The sequence below is a fragment of the Nocardia cyriacigeorgica genome, assembly GCF_010858045.1.
Classification (GTDB): domain Bacteria; phylum Actinomycetota; class Actinomycetes; order Mycobacteriales; family Mycobacteriaceae; genus Nocardia; species Nocardia cyriacigeorgica_E.
Map to the genome: position 1 here is coordinate 448,432 of NZ_JAAGVC010000001.1, position 18,148 is coordinate 466,579.

The 18,148-nt window shown below is 68.4% G+C and carries 18 protein-coding genes; 11 read left to right on the forward strand and 7 right to left on the reverse strand.

Translation table 11 applies throughout. The features are described from left to right. Positions 1–224 precede the first annotated feature (224 nt). On the forward strand, positions 225–2,081 hold the full coding sequence (locus GV790_RS02130; protein ID WP_163809815.1) for an AfsR/SARP family transcriptional regulator: 1,857 nt from the start codon (positions 225–227) through the stop codon (positions 2,079–2,081). Here the strand turns inward: GV790_RS02130 and GV790_RS02135 are convergent. Together GV790_RS02135 and GV790_RS02140 are read right to left on the reverse strand one after the other, a co-directional pair. Continuing rightward, a complete protein-coding gene (locus GV790_RS02135; protein ID WP_218586360.1) occupies positions 2,028–3,674 on the reverse strand; it encodes a GMC family oxidoreductase in 1,647 nt (548 codons plus the stop codon). The genes GV790_RS02130 and GV790_RS02135 overlap by 54 nt on opposite strands. A gap of 22 nt (positions 3,675–3,696) precedes the next feature. Beyond that, positions 3,697–4,563 (reverse strand): NAD-dependent epimerase/dehydratase family protein, encoded by an 867-nt coding sequence (locus GV790_RS02140; protein ID WP_163809817.1) that lies wholly within the window; start codon positions 4,561–4,563, stop codon positions 3,697–3,699. 118 nt (positions 4,564–4,681) lie between these two features. Here GV790_RS02140 and GV790_RS02145 point away from each other — a divergent pair, with 118 nt between their 5' ends. Further along, on the forward strand, positions 4,682–5,326 hold the full coding sequence (locus tag GV790_RS02145) for a TetR/AcrR family transcriptional regulator (RefSeq protein WP_163809819.1): 645 nt from the start codon (positions 4,682–4,684) through the stop codon (positions 5,324–5,326). On the opposite strand, the gene GV790_RS02150 is transcribed toward GV790_RS02145, so the two are convergent. After that, complete coding sequence (locus GV790_RS02150) at positions 5,301–5,885, reverse strand: TetR/AcrR family transcriptional regulator (RefSeq protein ID WP_163809821.1); 585 nt, start codon at positions 5,883–5,885, stop codon at positions 5,301–5,303. The two genes, GV790_RS02145 and GV790_RS02150, sit on opposite strands and share 26 nt — an antisense overlap. Before the next feature lie 102 nt (positions 5,886–5,987). On the opposite strand from GV790_RS02150, the gene GV790_RS02155 reads away from it, so the two are divergent. From GV790_RS02155 to GV790_RS02170, 4 genes are read left to right on the forward strand one after another with little or no spacing between them, the layout of a single operon-like run. Beyond that, positions 5,988–6,458 carry a DUF1772 domain-containing protein gene (locus GV790_RS02155; RefSeq protein ID WP_280213710.1) on the forward strand — a complete coding sequence of 157 codons (471 nt, stop codon included), beginning with the start codon at positions 5,988–5,990 and terminating at the stop codon, positions 6,456–6,458. A gap of 16 nt (positions 6,459–6,474) precedes the next feature. Further along, positions 6,475–7,467 (forward strand): aldo/keto reductase, encoded by a 993-nt coding sequence (locus tag GV790_RS02160; RefSeq protein WP_163809823.1) that lies wholly within the window; start codon positions 6,475–6,477, stop codon positions 7,465–7,467. Positions 7,468–7,489: 22 nt separating this feature from the next. Then, positions 7,490–8,920, forward strand: a complete 1,431-nt coding sequence (locus tag GV790_RS02165) for a carotenoid oxygenase family protein (RefSeq protein WP_163809825.1) — start codon at positions 7,490–7,492, stop codon at positions 8,918–8,920. A gap of 24 nt (positions 8,921–8,944) precedes the next feature. Further along, positions 8,945–9,580 (forward strand): O-methyltransferase, encoded by a 636-nt coding sequence (locus GV790_RS02170; protein ID WP_218586361.1) that lies wholly within the window; start codon positions 8,945–8,947, stop codon positions 9,578–9,580. 54 nt (positions 9,581–9,634) lie between these two features. Here the strand turns inward: GV790_RS02170 and GV790_RS02175 are convergent, their stop codons facing one another. Then, positions 9,635–10,108 (reverse strand): DUF1772 domain-containing protein, encoded by a 474-nt coding sequence (locus tag GV790_RS02175; RefSeq protein ID WP_280213497.1) that lies wholly within the window; start codon positions 10,106–10,108, stop codon positions 9,635–9,637. A 190-nt stretch (positions 10,109–10,298) separates the two neighbouring features. On the opposite strand from GV790_RS02175, the gene GV790_RS02180 reads away from it, so the two are divergent. Next, on the forward strand, positions 10,299–11,510 hold the full coding sequence (locus GV790_RS02180; protein ID WP_163809829.1) for an FAD-dependent monooxygenase: 1,212 nt from the start codon (positions 10,299–10,301) through the stop codon (positions 11,508–11,510). Then, entirely contained in the window at positions 11,507–12,217 is a 711-nt protein-coding gene (ubiG, locus tag GV790_RS02185; protein WP_163809831.1) for a bifunctional 2-polyprenyl-6-hydroxyphenol methylase/3-demethylubiquinol 3-O-methyltransferase UbiG, read from the forward strand. Before GV790_RS02180 ends, ubiG begins: the two co-directional genes overlap by 4 nt. Before the next feature lie 66 nt (positions 12,218–12,283). Here the strand turns inward: ubiG and GV790_RS02190 are convergent, their stop codons facing one another. The 3 genes from GV790_RS02190 to GV790_RS02200 form a co-directional block, all read right to left on the reverse strand. After that, on the reverse strand, positions 12,284–13,078 hold the full coding sequence (locus GV790_RS02190; protein WP_163809833.1) for an ester cyclase: 795 nt from the start codon (positions 13,076–13,078) through the stop codon (positions 12,284–12,286). A 161-nt stretch (positions 13,079–13,239) separates the two neighbouring features. After that, positions 13,240–13,905: an MspA family porin gene (locus GV790_RS02195; protein ID WP_163809835.1), complete on the reverse strand. Its 666-nt coding sequence runs from the start codon at positions 13,903–13,905 to the stop codon at positions 13,240–13,242. A gap of 53 nt (positions 13,906–13,958) precedes the next feature. Further along, positions 13,959–14,597 (reverse strand): MspA family porin, encoded by a 639-nt coding sequence (locus GV790_RS02200; protein WP_163809837.1) that lies wholly within the window; start codon positions 14,595–14,597, stop codon positions 13,959–13,961. A 609-nt stretch (positions 14,598–15,206) separates the two neighbouring features. On the opposite strand from GV790_RS02200, the gene GV790_RS02205 reads away from it, so the two are divergent. The 3 genes from GV790_RS02205 to GV790_RS02215 are packed head-to-tail and all read left to right on the forward strand — an operon-like array spanning position 15,207 to position 18,128. Further along, on the forward strand, positions 15,207–16,232 hold the full coding sequence (locus tag GV790_RS02205; RefSeq protein ID WP_163809839.1) for an iron chelate uptake ABC transporter family permease subunit: 1,026 nt from the start codon (positions 15,207–15,209) through the stop codon (positions 16,230–16,232). Further along, positions 16,229–17,284 (forward strand): FecCD family ABC transporter permease, encoded by a 1,056-nt coding sequence (locus GV790_RS02210; protein ID WP_163809841.1) that lies wholly within the window; start codon positions 16,229–16,231, stop codon positions 17,282–17,284. The genes GV790_RS02205 and GV790_RS02210 overlap by 4 nt, the downstream gene beginning before the upstream one ends. Before the next feature lie 10 nt (positions 17,285–17,294). Next, positions 17,295–18,128 (forward strand): ABC transporter ATP-binding protein, encoded by an 834-nt coding sequence (locus GV790_RS02215; RefSeq protein ID WP_163809843.1) that lies wholly within the window; start codon positions 17,295–17,297, stop codon positions 18,126–18,128. Positions 18,129–18,148 lie beyond the last annotated feature (20 nt).

Consider the following 18,148-nt stretch of genomic DNA (forward strand, 5'->3'; position numbering starts at 1 on the left):
CGTGCCATTGTCGGGATGTCCGGTAGACTGTTGCCGTGACCATGGCGGTCGCGGATGGTCAATTCGTGCATCGCCGATCCGACGGCGGCGAAATCGAAAATCGGAGGGTTTGCCGCACTACGTTTTCGAATCGTTCACGTTTCGGTAACACTGCACGATGAATCGTCAGACCATTGTCGTAGCGGGATATTTCTGTATTATTCCGCGAGAAGTGTGGGGGACGCATGTTGTTCAGCATTCTCGGCCCGGTCGATCTTCGTGTCGAGGATACGCCGATAGATCTCGGCCCGGCGAAGCAGCGCGCAATTCTGTCGGCGCTGCTCATCGACCGGGATCGGCCGGTGCCACTCGAGGTCCTGGTCGATCGGGTATGGGGTGATACCCCGCCCGCGGATGTGCGAAATCTGGTGTACACCTACATCGCACGGCTGCGGCGGAAGCTCGCGGCGGTCTGCAATGGCGAGGCCGGCGATCCCGTACTCAAGCGGGTGGTCGGCGGCTACTGCCTCCAGACTCCGCCGGAGACGGTCGATCTCTACGTGTTCCGGCATCTGCTGGACCGGTCCAGGCAGCCGGGCGGCACCGAAGCCGACCGCAGTGCCCTTCTGACACAGGCGAATTCGATGTGGCGCGGCATCCCGCTGTCCGGTATCGGCGGGCGGTGGGCCTCGGCCATGCGGCACAGCTTGCAGCAGCTACGGCACGAGGCGCTGGTGGAATGGGCCGACGTCGAGGTGCGCCTCGGCAGGCCGCGGGTGGTGATCGATCCGCTCCGCCAGGCGTACGTGGAGAGCCCGCTGTCGGAATCGATTGCGACACAACTGATGCTGGCACTGCACACCGACGGCCGCAGCTCCGAGGCGTTGCAACTGTTCGACAACGTCCGGCGCCATCTGTCCACCGAGATCGGCGCCGATCCCGGTCCGGCGTTGCGCGACGCGCACAATACGATTCTCCAGGGCCATGCCACGACGCCGCCTGCGCTCGCTCCGGTCCCCGCCGTGTCCGCGGACCCTGTCGACACCGCACCGGAATCCGGCCCGCCGGACATGCTGCCGATCGACCTGCCCGATTTCACCGGACGCGACGGCCACGTGCGACTGGTGCGTGACACGTTGACCCCCGGCCCCGGTCCGCTGATCCCCTCGGTGGTGGTTCTCTACGGACCCGCGGGCTTCGGCAAGACGACCATCGCCGTGCACGCGGCCTACCAGCTACGCTCTCACTACCCGTCGGGGCGGCTGTATGTCGACCTCGAGGGCAACGGTGCATCGCCCGCCGATCCGCACGATGTGCTGGAGCGGCTGCTTCGTGCCCTCGGAGTCCCGAAGGACGAGATTCCGGCGCGATTCACCGAACGAGCGGAAATGTATCGGGGGCGGCTGGCCCGTTCGCGCACATTGGTGGTGCTCGACAATGCCGTCGACGAGCCCCAGGTCGCGCCGCTGCTGCCGGGCACCGGGCATTGCGGCGTCATTGTCACCTGTCGGGTGCGACCCGTTGTGCCACAGGGTGTTCCGGTGATCCGGGTCGATCCGATGTCCGCCGCTGAGTCCATGGCCCTGCTGCGCCGCCTTGCCGGGGACCGGGTGGACCGCGAGCCGGCCGCGGCTCGGGAACTGCTCGACCTGTGCGGCGGATCGCCGTTGTTGCTACGGGTGGTCGGCAACCGGCTGATGATCCGGCCGAACTGGCCGCTGGGGCGGCTGCTCACCCGGCTGCGCGACGACGACCGCCTGCTCGCCGAACTCACCGACGGCAGGCACGACGTGCGCGCGCGAATCGCCGAGAGCTACCTGACGATCGGCTCGGCGACACAGCGGTTCTTCGTGGAACTGGCCGCACTGCCCGCCACCCAGTGGTCGGCGCGGACGGTGGCCCGTGCCCTCGACCTCACCGAAGCCGAGGCCGAGGAACATCTGGAGCATCTGCTCGACGTGCACCTGGTGGATTCGGCGCCGGGGGGCGAGCCCGGAGCCGAAATCTACCTGCTGCCCAAGCTGCACCGATTGTTCGCCCGCTCGGTCTCAGCCCATGTCAGGACCCTTCCGGTGCCCAATCTCGGCGTGGTCGGCTTCTGAAACGGCGGTGCGGGCGAATCCGGCATCGCCCGCACCGCTGATCAAGTCCGCGGCGCGTTCACCGATCATCACCGCGTGCGCGTTGGTGTGCCCGCGCGGGCTGCGCGGGATCACCGAGGCGTCCGCGACCCGCAGGCGACCGACTCCACGCACCCGAAGCGCTTCGTCGACCACCGCCATCTCATCGTCGGCGCGACCGATCCGGCAGGTGCCGACGGGATGGAACACCGTTGTCGCGGTGGCGCGCAGGAAATCGGCGATCTCGGTGCGCGTCCGCGGTAGTGGGAGCAACGGCTCGCCGATCATCGACGCCAGCGGCGCGGTGCGGGCGATGGTGCGGGCCGCCTGGTAGCCGTCGATCAGCCGGGACAGATCGGTGGCGGCCGACAGATAGGCCGGGTCGAGGCGCGGTGGCGTCGCGGGATCGGCGTCGATCAGATCGAGCCTGCCGCGGCTGTCCGGCCGCAGCAGCACCACGCTGAGCGTTCGTCCACTGACGAACCCCTGCTCGTCGAGGGCGATCGGCGACCAGATGAGCTCCAGATCCGGTGCCCCGTCCGGTCCGAGGAACGCCACCGCCTCACCGATATTCGAGGTGAGCGGCCCAAGCCGCTGCTCGTCGTACAGTCGTCGCGCTCGCGCCGTGCCGATATCGGCGAACCGATCAGGGCCGCGGACCGAGTAGGGCAGATGGACGATGACGTGATCGTGCAGGTTCGCACCGACACCCGGCAGTTCCACCACCGGCCGCACTCCGGCGGCGGCCAGGCGTTCGCCCGGCCCGATGCCCGAACGCAACAGCAGCTGTGGCGTGCCGATCGTGCCCGCGCACAGCACGACTTCACGGCGGGCGGCCACCGTGCGGTCACCGAGCTCGACCGCCACCGCATCACCGTTGTGGTCCAGCAGGATTCGATGGGCGAGCCGGTCGGTGATCACGGTGACCTCGCCGCGCGCCACCGCGGGATGCAGGTAGGCATCGGCGACGCTGAACCTGGATCCGTCGCGCTGGGTCAGTGGGGTCGGTGCCGACCCCGCGCCCGCTGGGTCGGCGAGACCGCCGGCCGGCTCCGGCAGCCCGGCCGCGGCGCAGGCGTCGAGGAAGGCGCGGGTGCTGGGGTCGGGGTCGGCGGGCGGGGAGATCCATTGTGGCCCGGCGGTACCGAAGCCCTGGCCGGTGGTCCCCGCCCACCGTTCCGCACGGCGCAGATGGCGTGACATGAGCTCCCAGGACCAGGACGGTCCCGCTGCGGCCTGCCAGTCGTGGAAGTCGGCCCGGAACCCCGGCACCCACATCTGGAAGTTCATCGTCGACGAGCCGCCGATTCCCTTACCGCGCGGCCAATACACCACGCGGCCGTCCAGGCCCGGCTGCGCGACCGTGGCGAAACCCCAATCCCGTGCGGATCCGAACTGATGCACCGAATGCAGTGGCACTCGCAGTTCGGGATCGTCGTCCGATGGTCCTGCCTCGATCAGCGCGACCGTCACCGTGGGGTCGGCGCCGAGCCGAGCGGCGACGACGCAGCCCGCCGATCCCGCGCCGACAACCACATAGTCGAATTCCAGGGCCGTGGCCTGGTTCTGGCTCATATCACGTGCTTTCGAGCGAAGGTCAGAGCGCGGCGAGCTCTTCGAGCAGGCCGGGCTGCGACGGCGTCCAGCCCAGTTCCTTGCGTGCCTTGGCACTGGTGGCCACCTGGTCGAGCAGGAACGCCTCGACCATGACGCTCCAGTACTGCTGCGCGTCGGCGGGATCCCAGTCCTGCACTCGCGCGTCGTGCTTGGCCGCGACAACCTGCGCTGCCGCCTTGACCTGCACCGAATTGTCGAGCGTGCCCAGGTACACCGAACCGGCGGGCGCGGACTCGACGGCGAGGGCGTACAGCTCGCCCAGGTCGTCGGCGTGGATCACCGACCACCGGTTGCTGCCGTCGGCGAAGTGGCGCACCACCGCGCCGTCGTCGTCGTTCTGCGGGCTCAGCAGCATCGGCACATAGCCGCGCCCGCCGCCGTAGACCAGACCCGGGCGGATGCGGATGGTGCGCACGTCGCGCGCGACCGCTTCCTCGAGCAGCTTCTCCACCGCGGGCCGCCACGAGACCACCAGCGGCGGGGCGAACGGCGATTCCTCCGTGATGACGCTGTCGCCGCTGTTGCCGTGCAACCAGAGACCGCTGGTGTAGGCGAAGGCCTTGCCGGTGCCGGCGAAGGCCTCGATGAGGGCGGTGACGACCGTGTTGTCGAGCTCGCCCGCCCGTTCGTCATTGCTGGAGGCCGTGTGCACCGCCGCGTCGACGGATGCGGCCGCAGCGGTGAGCGCTGCGGGATCGAACAGATCGGCCACCAGCGGTTCGACCCCGGCGGGCACCGGTCGGTCGGCCGCGGTGACGGTGCCGATCACGGTGTGGCCGCGGCCGATCAGGGCCCGCGCCACCGCGCTGCCGATCGTGCCGGACGCTCCGGTTACCAGAACTCGCATCGCAAACTCCTTGTCCCCTGTACACGTTGATTTCTATCAACGTTAGAAATTGACTTTAGACGCGGCGCCGCGCGATTGTCTACCGTTGTTAGAAATTGGCGGCGACCGAGGAGGAGCAGTGCCACGAGCGGGTAAGCGGATCAAGGGCACGGCGTGCGAGCGCGCCGAGGCACGCGAGCGGCTGCGTGGCGAGCTGCTGGCGGCGGCCCGTTCGATCGCCTCGGAGACCGGCGGATTCGACAGCGTCACGGTGCGCTCGGTCGCCGATCGGGTGGGTTACACCGTGCCGATCGTGTACGAGTACTTCGCCAACAAGGGTGCGCTGCTGCTCGAGCTGGTCGACGTCGGATTCGCCGATCTGGCCGAGCAACTGGGCGCTGCGCTGTGCCCGCAGGTGCAGCGCGAGCGCGGTGGGCCGCTGCTGGCGGTGGCGGTGGCGTACTGGGATTTCGCCATGGCCGATCCGCACCTGTACCGATTGATGCATACGCTGCCCGGCCTGGCCTTCGGCACCTCCGAGGCACCGGATTCCGCCCGTGCCTGCTTCGAGGTGCTACGCGCGGCCATCGCCGAAGGAGCGCCGCATCTGTGCGCCTCCGCCTATGACGCGGAAGCGGCCGCCGACCTGCTGTGGGCGCATCTGCACGGGCTGGTCGGGCTGGTGCTCGACGGTCGGATCAAGGGTGGCGCCGAGCGCGGCAGGCATCTCTTGGTGGATCTGACCGGTCTGTTCACCGCTAACGCGGCGGCCACATCCGGCTGAAGCGCTCCAGCAGTATCCGCAATCGCTCACCCGCCATATCCGGACGCAGGCGACGGCTGCGCGCGAGCATCACCAGACCGTGCAGCGCGCTCCAGAACACTTCCGCGTCCGTCTCGGGATCGTAAGGGCCGGACAGCTGTTCGACCGCGGCCAGCAGTTCGGCGAAGGCGCGCTGCAGCGGTTCCGGCGTCTGCGGGCTGCCGAAGGCGAGATCGGTGGCCCGCACGAACATCGCGTCGTAGACGGCCGGCTGCCGGACGCCGAAATCCACGTAGGCCCGCGCGACCCGGTGCGCGATCTGCTCGGGCGCCGCGCCGGCGCGCGCCTCGGCCAGGGTGGCCGCCAATTCGGCGAAGCCCTCCATCGCCACCGCGTTGGCGATGGCCTCCATGTTCGCGAAATGGCTGTAGAGCACCGGCTGGCTGTATTCGATGAGGGCGGCGAGCCGCCGCGTCGTCACCGCTTCCCAGCCCTCGGCCTCGGCGAGCTGCCGTGCGGTGTCGACGATCAACCGGTGCCTGCGGGCCCGTTCCCGCTGACGGCGCTCTTGCACAGTCATAGTGCTAGCGAAGATAGCAGCACTAGTTTCTGCCATGGACATATCGCCGCTCGGAGATCTATCGTTGCTAGCGGACACTCATTCCGATGTGAGGGAGCTGTTGTGGCACATCAAGTGCTGGCCGGAATCGCCGTCTTGGCGGTCGGCATCATCTATGGGACCGACGTGTTCTGCGCTGTGGTGCAGCGATCAGCGATGGCCCAGGTCTCCGACGAGGTGCTGACCTCGGCGATGGGCTACATCCACCTCTACGGCGATCAACGCCTGAAATTCCCCGGGGCGCTGGGCCTGATCGCCTCGGTGGCCACCGCGATCACCGCGATCGTGCTCGGCCAGGGCGGGGCCGCCATCGCGGCGAGCATCGTCGCCGTCGTCGCCCTCGGCATCTGGTTCGTGATCTACGGCCGGGTGAGCGTGCCGGTGAACACCGCGCTCACCGCCGCCGCGGTGGCCGGCCGCACCCCGGCCGAAGCCAGAGACCTGCAGCGCACCTGGGATTCGGTCATCAACGTTCGCGCCGCGCTGCAGGGCATCGCGGTCATATCGCTGTTCATCAGTGCCGTCGCGGCCTGATCGGTAGGAGATTCACATGCGCACGCGCACTTTGGGCACACAGGGTCTGGTCGTCTCCGCGCAGGGGCTCGGCTGTATGGGCATGAGCGTGGCCTACGGGCCGGCCGAGGAGTCCGAGAGCATCGCCGCGATACACACCGCGCTGGATCTCGGCGTGCTGATGCTCGACACCGCGGACATGTACGGCCCGCACCGCAACGAGGAACTGATCGCCACCGCGCTGGGCGATCGCCGCCGCGACGTGGTGCTCGCCTCCAAGTTCGGCAACGAGATCGACGACGACGGCAACCTCACCTGGCGGATCAACGGCCGCCCCGAGTATGTCCGCAAGAGCATCGACGGCACCCTGCGCCGCCTCGGCACCGACTACCTCGACCTGTACTACCAGCACCGGGTGGATCCGGAGGTGCCGGTGGAGGAAACCTTCGGCGCGATGGCGGAGCTGGTGGCCGCGGGCAAGGTGCGCTATCTCGGCATCTCCGAGGCCTCCGCCGAGACGCTGCGCCGGGCCGACGCGGTCCATCCGCTCAGCGCGATCCAGACCGAATACTCCTTGTTCACCAGGGATGTCGAGGACAACGGCGTGCTGGACACCGCACGCGAACTCGGTATCGGCTTCGTCGCCTACAGTCCGCTCGGCCGCGGCTTCCTCTCCGGCGCGATCCGCTCGATCGACGACCTCGCCGCCGACGACTTCCGCCGCGTCTCACCGCGATTCCAAGGCGAGAACTTCGCCAAGAATCTCGCCGTGGTCGACAAACTGCGCGAGCTGGCCGACGCCAAGGGCGTCACCCCCGCCCAGTTGGCGCTGAGCTGGGTGCTCTCGCGCGGGGATGACGTCGTCGCGATACCCGGAACCACCAAACCGGAGCATGTGGTGCAGAACGTCGCGGTGGAGCAGATCGTGCTCGAACCCGAGGAACTCGCCGCCATCGAAGCCGTCGCGCCCACCGGAGTCGCGGCGGGCGAGCGCTACCCGGCGCCCGCGATGGCGCAGCTCGGCCGCTGATCCGCGGAGGGACGACGACGCTATGGCGAATATGTATCTGGAGGGGAATTTCGCCCCCGTCCAGCAGGAACTCACCGCTTTCGATCTCGAGGTGACCGGCACGATCCCCGACTTCCTCGACGGCCGATATGTCCGCAACGGCCCGAATCCGATCGGCGAGGTCGATCCGCAGACCTACCACTGGTTCATGGGCGATGGCATGGTGCACGGCGTGCGTCTGGCGGAGGGGAACGCACGCTGGTACCGCAATCGCTGGGTGCGCGTCTCGGATCCGGCGAACCCGCCGAAGCATCGGGCGGGCATCGAGTTGTTCGGCGCGAACACCAATGTCATCGGGCACGCGGGCAAGACGCTGGCTCTGATCGAGGGCGGTATGGCCAACTACGAGCTCGACGAGGAACTCGACACCGTCGGTCCCTGCGATTTCGACGGCACCCTGCCCGGCGGCTACACCGCGCATCCGCACCGTGACCCGGTGACCGGCGAATTGCATGCGATCACCCATTTCTTCGGCCGCGGCGACATCGTGCAGTACTCGGTGATCGATGTGCGGGGGCGCGCCCGGCGCATCGTCGACATCCCGATCCGCGGAGTGCCGATGATGCACGACTTCTCGTTGACCGAGAAGTATGTCGTGCTCTACGACCTGCCGGTGACCTTCGATCCGCAGGCGGCGGCCGCGATGACGATGCCACGGCCGCTGCGCTATCCCACGCGACTTCTGCTGTCGGCCCTCATCGGCCGGGTGCGGGTGCCCGATCCGATCACCGCCATGGTCGGACGCCGGATGCGGCCCAACGACCGGCTGCCCGCCCGGTGGAATCCGGCCCACCCCGCCCGGGTCGGTCTGCTGCCGCGCGAGGGCACCGCCGCCGATATCCGCTGGTTCGATGTGTCGCCGTGCTATGTGTTCCACCCGCTCAACGCCTACGACGACGGTGACACGGTGGTGCTGGATGTGGTCCGGCATCCGCGCATGTTCGTCACCGATCGCAACGGACCGGACGAGGGCCCGACCACGCTCGATCGCTGGATCGTCGATCCGCGCGCCGGCGCGGTCCGCGAATCGCGCCTGGACGACCGCTCACAGGAGTTCCCACGTATCGACGAACGACTGGTCGGCCGCAAGCACCGGTACGGCTACACCATGGAGGCGCTCGGCGGCGGCAGCCCGGCGGGTGCGCTGTTCAAACACGACCTGGTCGCTGGCACCACGATCGAGAAGCGGCTCGGCCCGGGTATCCAGCCGAGCGAGTTCAGCTTCGTCCCGAGCCGCCCGGACGCGGCCGAGGACGAGGGCGTGCTCATGGGCTACCAGTACAACGAGGCCACGCGGCGCAGTGATCTGCTGATCCTGGATGCGCAGACGATGTCGACGATGGCCACCGTCCATTTGCCGGACCGGGTGCCCAATGGTTTTCACGGCAGCTGGATTCCCACCACCGATGCCTGAAAGGCTGCGATGAAGACACTCCGGATGACCGAGGATCTGCTGTCCTACGTCACCGAGCACACCAATCTGTACGACACCGTCCAGCACGAGCTGGTCGCCGAGACGGCCCGGCTCGGCGGCCCGGCCATCATGCAGGTCGGACCGGATCAGGGCGCCTTCCTGACGGTGCTGACCCGGCTGATGGGTGTGCATACCGCGATCGAGATCGGCACCTTCACCGGCTATTCGGCCCTGTCGATCGCCAGGGGATTGGCTCCCGGCGGCCGATTGATCACCTGCGAGGTGAATCCGGCCTGGGCGCCGATCGCGACGGCGGCCTGGCGGGAGGCCGGCGTGGCCGACCGGGTGGACCTGCGTATGGGTCCGGCCATCGACACCATTCGCGCCCTCGACCCAGGCATCTCGATCGATCTGGCGTTCGTCGACGCCGACAAGACCGGTTATCTCGACTACTACGAGGAACTGCTGCCGCGGCTGCGCCCCGGCGGTGCGATGCTGGTGGACAACGTGCTGTGGTTCGGCACCGTGGTGCAGCCGCCGTTCGACGAATCCACCACCGCCATCAGGGAATTCAACGACCATGTGCGCCGCGACGACCGCGTCGACGTGGTCGTGCTCACCATCGGCGACGGGCTCTCGCTGATCCGCAAGCGGGATTGAACCGCACGAACGCCGCGACGGCCGGTCGGCACCCAGGTGCCGACCGGCCGTTTCTCATGGCAGGAACAGTTGCGCGCAGAGGCCGGTGAGCGCGACGAGCTGGATCGCCACCCGCAGGTTGATCACGCTGTCCCAGCGGGCCTGTAGCTCGCGCGCGTCGGGCAGCGTCTGCTCGGCCCGCGCGGCGGCGCTGAACTTTTCGTTGACCGGCTTGGCGATGGTCAGGTAGATGCCCATCCACGCCGCCAGCGCCAGCACGGCCACACCGCCGGCGATGGCGGCCTCGGTCCGTCCGGCCAGCGCGCTGGCGATGACACTCAGTACGGCCAGGCCCATGCCGAGTCCGCCGGGCACCGGCAGACGCCGATCGCCGTAGTAGTGGACCCAGCCGACCAGATGGGTCAGTGCCCGCTCGTCGAGGTGCCGCAGCGAGGTGCGCCAGACGACGGCGGCGAAGGTGTCGGTGCCGTAGGTGACGGCGCAACCGAGGATCGCCATGGTGGCCAGTGCGTAACTGAGGTGGTTCACGTTGTCCTCCGATGGGTAGCGGTGATCGGCCACCAGTGTCTTGTGCCGACCTTTCCTCGGCCTGGACCGCAGTGCACCATCGAGTCCCGTTGCGCCAGTTCGGATCATGCTGCGCTCGAGGTTTCCTCGTGCACCTGCCGCCAGGGTGGAACCGGACGTTACCGGCCGACGCGGGGACAGGGAGTTTCGCATGAGCACAGCGGTTCGGCGGGTCATGATCGCAGGCGGCGGGATCGGCGGGTTGTCCGCCGCGCTCGCCTTGCGGCGCCGAGGCATCGACGCGGTGGTCTTCGAAAGCGCGCGACACCTGCGCGACGGCGGTGCGGGACTGCATATCTGGAGCAACGGCATGCTGGCACTGGATGCGCTCGGCGTCGCCGAGGAGGTGCTGCGGATCGCGCCCGTGCAGACCGTCTGCGAGTTCCGCACCGCGCGCGGCGAGCGCATCGGCTCCTGGCCGGTGGGCGAATTCGCCGCCAAGTACGGCAGGCCAACGGTGGCGATCGGGCGCTCGGAGCTACATCGGATCCTGTTGCGTGCCTTGACCGATACCGAGATCCGCACCGGTGCCGAGGTGACCGGATTCCAGCAGGACGGCGACGGCGTGACGGTGCGCTTCGCCGACGGCGGCAGCGAACGCGGCGAACTGCTCATCGGCGCCGACGGCGTGCACTCCGCGGTGCGGCGAACCCTCGTCGGCGATCGTCCGCCGCGCTACACCGGCTACATCGCCTGGCGCGGTGAGGCGAGCGTCGGCCCCGAGGTCGTGGCGCCAGGCACGTTCTGCGCATTGTTCGGTCCTGGTACCCGATTCACCTACTACGACGTCGCGCCGGGCCGGACCTACTGGATGAGCGTGGCGAACGGTGCGCCGCACGGCGTCGACCGCGGCGATGTGATCGACATGCTCGCCGACCGCCACCGCGGATGGCCCGAACCCGTCGCCCAGCTGCTCACCGCGACGCCGGCCGAACAGGTGCTGCGCCACGACGTCATCGACCGGGCACCCATCCGCCGCTGGGGCCGGGGCCGGGTCAGCCTGCTCGGCGACGCGGCGCATCCGATCACCTTCAATATCGGACAGGGTGCGTGCCAGGCGATCGAGGACGCGCTGATCCTGGCCGAGCATCTCGACGGCACCACCGACCCGATCGCCGCCCTGCGTTCCTATGAGCGCGAACGCATTCCACGCACGGCACGGATGCAGCGGATGGCGTGGCGGATCGGGCGGATGGGCGCATGGGAGAACCCCGCCGCCATCTGGCTCAGAGAGCGGTTCATGAAGGCGTCCTGGGATCGTTTCGCCTTCCGCGCGGCCGAGCAGGAGCAAGTCGCGTACGCCACCCGCTATCGCGCCGACATCGACCGATCCAATCGAACGAACCGACAGGAGCTGACATGACCGACAGCGTCCAGCAGGACAACCACTTCTTCTCCGCCTGGGCGAACAGCTGGTGGGACAACGATTCGATGATGAACCCGCTGAAATCGTTCAACCCACTACGGTTCGCCTACTTCGATCGGTACCTGTCCTCGGGGTGGGAGGGTGTGCGCATTCTCGATGTCGGCTGCGGCGGCGGCTACACCACCGAATTCCTGCACGGACGCGGCGCGAAGGTCTCCGGTGTCGACGTCTCACCGAAGCTGGTGGAAGCGGCCACCAGGCACGCCGCGGAGACGGGCAAGGAGATCGAGTACAAGGTGGGGGCGGCCGAGGCACTGCCGTTCGACGACGCCACCTTCGACGTGGTGACCTGCGTCGACGTGCTCGAGCATGTCAAGAGCCCGGCGGATTCGGTGCGCGAGATCCATCGAGTGCTGAAGCCGGGTGGAATCTTCTTCTACGACACCATCAACCGGACGATGCGGTCGCGGGTGATGATGATCTGGCTTCCGGAGCGGGTACTCGGCATCGTGCCAAAGGGTGCCCACGATTGGGCGGATTTCATCACCCCGGAGGAGATGGACAACTACCTGCGGGCGACCGGGTTCACCCCGATCGGCGCCCCCAAGGGCATTGCCATCCGTGGGCAGAACAAGGACGGAAGCCTCAAGGCCAAGCTGACCTCCGACACGTCGGCGCTGTATCTCGGGGTGGCACGCAAGTAGCCGCCAGCAGAGCGGGTCGAGCCCGGAGCCCATGGCCGAGCCATGGGCTCCGTTTCCGTGACCGGATCAGCGTTGCCAGCCGTGCGCCAGTTCCGCTGCGGCCACGGAGGTTTCGATCCACGGATCGCGACCGTGCACCTCGGTCAACGTGGTGCGCAGCCAGGTGTCGACCGGGGCGGTCGAATTCGCGAGCGCGCGCAGCGACCGCGCCGGGTCGGGTGACTCCATGTGGTAGATGGCCACATCGCCGTCCGGGCCGGACCGACACCAGGCCAGTTCCCGCGAAATCTCCGCCGCTCGCCGCGCGGCGCGGTACTGCTCGCCGTGCTGCTCGTTGAGCTCCTTGTGCGCCTGCCGCCACTGGTCGAGCCGGCCGGGCAGGATCGGCAGGGTGCGAACCAACGGCACGTCGACGGAGCGCACCCTGGCGCGGCTGCGCGGACCCATCTTCCCGACACCGAGCTGGGCGAGGATGCTGGTGTCGACCCCGATGCCCCAGCGCTCGGCGATCAGTCCGTCCTGCAGCCGCCACACCACAACCCCTTTGGCGCTGATCTGCTTGCCGGTCGGCGCCAGTCCGAGGAATTCACCCGAATGCGTACCGCGCCAGGTGTTGTGGATGACGACATGGTCGGCGTGGGCGCTCATGTCCTCGATCGTCACCTTCAGGTCCGGGAATCCGCCGCGCAATCCGGCGATGGTGTACTTGACGCCCGCCAGCCCCTCCGGTGCTCCCGGCAACGGCTGATGGTCGATCATGTCCTCGCGATAGATCTCGTCCACCACCGAGAAATCGCCCTGGTTGACGAATTCGTCGAAAACCCTTCGGATGATTGCCTTGTTGGCCTCTGCGGACACCACTCACACTCCTTGGTCATCGCGTGACAGACCGGCGAGCCCGGTCCCTGGCTCAGCCAAGTGTCTCGATCAGACCCAGCACGGCCCTTGAACAGAAGTGGTGCGCATCTTGCGGGTCGCCGCGGACTCGGCCGGCGGGCCGAGTTCGCGGTGCGCTCGCGCGATCAGCCGAGGCTGAAGGGCTGGCCCCACAGGCGCAGTTCGGAACGCCCGGTCTTGGTGGTGACTTCGACGCCGACGAAGGCGCGGGCCTGAGCGTAGCCGGCACAGCCGTCGAGGCCGAGGGTGGAATCGGCCCAGGTGACCGAGGCCTGCTGCTCCTTGAAGCTGTAGCCGCGCAGGTAGCTCTTCTCGCCGTAGGCGTCGGGACCTTCCAGGTCGAGCAGCCAGAAGGTTTCGGCCTGTCCGGGTCCGAGGGTGAGGTTGGCACCGGAGGTGACGCCGCCGCTGCCCTTGCCTTCCCAGGTGGTGGCTCCGTTGGCGCCGCCGGTTCCGGTGCCGCCGCTGATGTCGACCTGGCAGCCGACCACGTAGCCGGGGTAGATCTTGGAGTACTGGTGCGAGCCGTGGATCTGCACCTCGGCCCGACCGGATGCCCAGACGTTGCGGTGCAGCGGAGTCGAGCCCATCGACGGACTGATGTTGACCGATTCGTTCGTGAGCCGGATGGTGACGGCGGTGCCGTCGGGCAGGGTCTGGGTGATCTCACCGCCGGGCAGCGGGATGAAGGTGTCGGCGTGGGCGGCGCCGGTGGAGAACAGGCCGAGGGCAAGGGTGGCGGTCGCCGCGGCACCGGCCAGGCGGGCGGCGGCCTTCTTCAGGCTGGTCATGATGGGGTGCCTTTCAGGGCTGTGAACGGTTGCGCGAGAACGGGTCGGGGCGATCAGCCGATGCTGAACGGCTGGCCGTACAGGGTGGTCTTGGAGTAGTTCGTGCCGATGATCTCGACGACGGTGTAGGCGCGCGCCTGCGCGTAACCGCCACAGCCCTGGATCTGGAGTTCGACGTCCTTGTAGCTGACGTGGTAGGTGCCCTTCTCGACGATGTCGAAGCCCTCGACGCCGACGAACTTCACTTCGCCGGGCCCGATCTTCACTCCGATGGTGCCGCTGGCGTTCACCCCGGTGGTGGTGATGCCACCGGACACGCCCGCGGAGATGGCGTTGTCGGCGATGCTGACCTGGCAGCCGACGATGTAGCCGGTGTTGATCCTGGAGGCGCCGTGGGTCGAGGAGTTGTTGGTGCCAGGGGCGCCGCTGCCGCCGACGAAGGGCTTCGGGTCGCCCTTCGGGGTGGCCGCGACGTCGGCGATCACGGTGCCGCTCACCCAGGCCACCCGGCCCGCGCCGTTGGCCGCCATCGACGGCGAGATCAGCGCGCTCTCTGCGACCCGCTTGATCGTGACGTCCGGCCCGGCCTTCTCGCCGTCGGGCAGCGGCACGAAAGTGTCCGCGGTGGCCGTGCCGCTCGCGAGACCGAGAGCGGCCGTGGCCAGCGCGGAGGCAGCAAGGATTTTTCGCATCGTTGGGGATTCCTCATCAGCAGGGGGTGAGTCGAACACGCTCGTAGGAAACTCTCGGCGACCGCGAGCGGGACTCGTATCGGACAGGGGGAAGGCCTATCACGCCTGGGAACACCGGTAGGCGCCATACGCCGTACAAAAGAGGGAAGAGTCACACTCTGCGCGTGAATCCTCGTGCTGTGCAGCAAAGTTCGCTAACGATAGAAGGTCGGCCGGTTGCCGCCTGCGCTTCCGAATTGTGGTGCTGGCCGCTCGTCGAAGTCGATCCGGCGGTGAATCGGCGCCGCTCATAGGGCTTTTCGGCGTCGGAGCCGGTTTTCAGCGACTTCCCCGCAAAGCGATTCTGTGTCATGGTGGATCGAGTCCGCCGCGCGGCGATGGGTGCGTATGGCACGGCCGTGGGGGTCGCGGTCCAGGGGGTCGGTTGCTCGAATCGGGAGCCGAACGAAGATCGGACAAACCCGACATGCATAGGTTAGGCTAACCTTCATCGACCTGTAGTTACTCTACCTAAATACCCTCCGACCTGCCGAAATCATGGGAGAACGACACCCCGATGGACAGTGCTCTAGCCGCACCGGAGCGCGGTGCCGAACGCGGAGATGGCCGATGAGCCATCTTCCGGCCGGTACGCGATCGGTGCGCTCCTGGCGGTGGCCGGCCTGGCTGCTCGCGGTGTGCGCGCTGATCGCCGTCTGCCTGCTCAGCCTGCTCATCGGCGCCAAAGCCATTCCGGTGCCGGATGTCTGGGCGGCACTGTGGGGCGCGCCGAGTTCGCCCGACGCGCTGATCGTCACCGACTACCGGCTGCCGCGCACGCTGCTCGGACTGCTCGCCGGTCTCGCGCTCGGCGTCGCCGGATGCCTGATGCAGGGGCTGACGCGCAATCCGCTGGCCGATCCGGGCCTGCTCGGGATCAACGCGGGCGCGGCCTTCGCCATCGCCATGGCGGTGGCGTTCCTCGGGGTCGAGGAGATCACGGCCTATGTCTGGTTCGGATTCGCCGGTGCGGCCCTGGTCTCGCTGGTGGTGTATCGCTTGGGCACCGCGGGCAGGCAGGGCGCCGATCCGGTGCGGCTCACCCTGGCGGGTGTCGCGGTCACCGCGGTGCTGTCGGGGATCACCAAGGGTCTGATCCTGTTGAACGCGAACGCTTTCGATCAGATGCGGGAGTGGGACGCGGGTTCGCTCACCGGACGCGGCTTCGACGTGATCGCAGGCGCTGCGCCGTTCATCCTGATCGGCCTGATCGCCGCGGTGGTGGCGGCCAGGTCGCTGAACGCGGTCGCGCTCGGTGACGACCTGGCCCGCGCGCTCGGCGTCCGGGTCGGGCGCACCCGCCTGCTGACCGTGCTGGCGCTGACCCTGCTGTGCGGCACGGCCACCGCGGCCGTCGGCCCGATCACGTTCGTCGGCCTCGCGGTGCCGCATGTGGCGCGCTGGATCGTCGGACCCGATCAGCGCTGGATCGTCGCGTACTCGATGGTGCTCGCGCCGATGCTGCTGGTCGGCGCCGATGTGCTCGGCCGGATCGTGCTGTGGCCGGATGAGGTTCCCGCGGGACTGGTGGCGGCGTTCCTCGGCGCGCCGGCGCTGATCTGGCTGGCCCGGCGAGCCAGGGAGACCGCCGCATGAGCGCGCGGGTGGACTTCGGTCGCGCGACGGTGCAGGTCCGCACCAGGGTCGCCGGGATCACCGCTCTGGTCGGGGTCCGAACCGTGGTCGTCTGCGTCGCGCTGGTGGCGGTGGCGCTGCTGGTCGCGGTACTGGCGCTCGGCAGCGGTGACGCGCCGATTCCGCCGGACCGGGTGCTGCGCGCGATCATCGTCGGCGATCAGCGCTTCGACCGGCTCGTGGTCTGGGAGTGGCGATTTCCCCGGGTGCTGCTGGCACTGGTGCTCGGCGCCGCGCTCGGGGTGAGCGGTGCGATCCTGCAATCGGTGACCAGGAATCCGCTGGGCAGCCCCGATATCGTCGGCTTCGGTACCGGCGCCTACACCGGCGCGCTGATCGTCATGCTGGTATCCGGCGGCGGTGAGTTCGCGACCGCGGCCGGTGCGCTGGTGGGTGGGCTGGCCGCGGCGGTGGCGATCCAGCTGCTGGCGTTGCGGCACAACGTCAGTGGATTCCGGTTGATCCTGGTCGGCATCGGCGTGAGCGCCATGCTGGCCTCGGTCAATGCCTGGTTGATCCTGCGTGCCGATGTGCTGTCGGCGATGGGCGCGGCGGCCTGGGGGATGGGTTCGCTGAGCGGGCTCACCTGGGCGCAGGTCATGCCCGCGATCGTGCTGCTGACGGTGCTGAGCCTGGCCGTGATCCCGCTCGCCGCGCGCTTGCGCATGCTCGAGCTCGGCGACGACCTGGCCAGTTCCTTCGGCATCCCGGTACGCCGGACCAGGCTGCTGCTGATCTTTCTCAGCGTGGCGCTGACCGCGGTGGCCACGGCCGTCACCGGGCCCATCGCGTTCATCGCGCTGGCCGCGCCGCAACTGGCGCGCAGGCTGGCCCGCACCCCGTGCACCGCGCTGCTTCCGGCCGCCGCGATGGGTGCGCTGCTGCTGATCACCTCGGACTGGCTGGCGCAGCGGCTGTTCGCGCCGACCACTTTGCCGGTGGGCGTGGTCACCGTCTCCATCGGCGGGCTCTATCTGGCGTATGTGCTGGTCGCCGAGGCGAGAAGGGACTAGGAAAGCGACGATGAAGGACACATCAGACCTGGCGCCTGGGGCGAATCCGGCTCGGCTGCGCGCGGACCGGCTGCGGCTGGGCTACCGCGGCCGCACGATCAGCGAGAACCTGTCCGCCGATATCCCCGACGGGTCGTTCACCGTGATCATCGGCCCGAACGCCTGCGGCAAGTCCACCCTGCTGCGGGCCCTGGCGCGTTTGCTGACGCCGGAGTCGGGCACGGTGCTGTTGGACGGCAAAGCCATCGGCAGTTATCCGGCCAAGGAGGTGGCACGGCACATCGGGCTGCTGCCGCAGTCCTCCACCGCGCCCGACGGCATCCGGGTCGCCGACCTGGTGGCCCGCGGTCGCTATCCGCATCAGTCGCTGCTGCGGCAGTGGTCGCAGGCCGACGCCGAGGCGGTCGCCACCGCGATGGCGGCCACCGGTGTCACCGAGTTGTCCGCGCGCTCGGTGGACGAACTCTCCGGTGGCCAGCGCCAGCGGGTCTGGATCGCGATGGTGCTGGCCCAGGACACTGCGGTGATTCTGCTCGACGAGCCCACCACCTATCTCGATATCGCACACCAGATCCAGCTGCTCGAGCTGTGCCGGACGTTGAACCGGGAATCCGGGCGGACCGTGGTCGCGGTCCTGCACGACCTCAATCACGCGTTCCGCTATGCCGATCATCTGATCGCCATGCGGGACGGCCAGATCCGCGCCGCGGGCCCGCCGGGGGAGATCGTCACGGCCGAATTGGTGCGCGCGGTGTTCGATCTCGGCTGCCGGGTGATCGAGGATCCCGAAACTGGAGCGCCCCTGGTCATTCCGCTGGCAGAGAACGCGGTCACGGTGCGCTGACATCGCCGAAGAACGTAGGC

Excerpts from the sequence above, each read along its gene's own strand:
- GV790_RS02130 (WP_163809815.1), top strand. The coding sequence starts at position 225 with ATGTTGTTCAGCATTCTCGGCCCGGTCGATCTTCGTGTCGAGGATACG.
- GV790_RS02135 (WP_218586360.1), bottom strand. The coding sequence starts at position 3,674 with ATGAGCCAGAACCAGGCCACGGCCCTGGAATTCGACTATGTGGTTGTC.
- GV790_RS02140 (WP_163809817.1), bottom strand. The coding sequence starts at position 4,563 with ATGCGAGTTCTGGTAACCGGAGCGTCCGGCACGATCGGCAGCGCGGTG.
- GV790_RS02150 (WP_163809821.1), bottom strand. The coding sequence starts at position 5,885 with ATGACTGTGCAAGAGCGCCGTCAGCGGGAACGGGCCCGCAGGCACCGG.
- GV790_RS02160 (WP_163809823.1), top strand. The coding sequence starts at position 6,475 with ATGCGCACGCGCACTTTGGGCACACAGGGTCTGGTCGTCTCCGCGCAG.
- GV790_RS02165 (WP_163809825.1), top strand. The coding sequence starts at position 7,490 with ATGGCGAATATGTATCTGGAGGGGAATTTCGCCCCCGTCCAGCAGGAA.
- GV790_RS02170 (WP_218586361.1), top strand. The coding sequence starts at position 8,945 with ATGACCGAGGATCTGCTGTCCTACGTCACCGAGCACACCAATCTGTAC.
- GV790_RS02180 (WP_163809829.1), top strand. The coding sequence starts at position 10,299 with ATGAGCACAGCGGTTCGGCGGGTCATGATCGCAGGCGGCGGGATCGGC.
- ubiG (WP_163809831.1), top strand. The coding sequence starts at position 11,507 with ATGACCGACAGCGTCCAGCAGGACAACCACTTCTTCTCCGCCTGGGCG.
- GV790_RS02195 (WP_163809835.1), bottom strand. The coding sequence starts at position 13,905 with ATGACCAGCCTGAAGAAGGCCGCCGCCCGCCTGGCCGGTGCCGCGGCG.
- GV790_RS02200 (WP_163809837.1), bottom strand. The coding sequence starts at position 14,597 with ATGCGAAAAATCCTTGCTGCCTCCGCGCTGGCCACGGCCGCTCTCGGT.
- GV790_RS02205 (WP_163809839.1), top strand. The coding sequence starts at position 15,207 with ATGAGCCATCTTCCGGCCGGTACGCGATCGGTGCGCTCCTGGCGGTGG.
- GV790_RS02210 (WP_163809841.1), top strand. The coding sequence starts at position 16,229 with ATGAGCGCGCGGGTGGACTTCGGTCGCGCGACGGTGCAGGTCCGCACC.
- GV790_RS02215 (WP_163809843.1), top strand. The coding sequence starts at position 17,295 with ATGAAGGACACATCAGACCTGGCGCCTGGGGCGAATCCGGCTCGGCTG.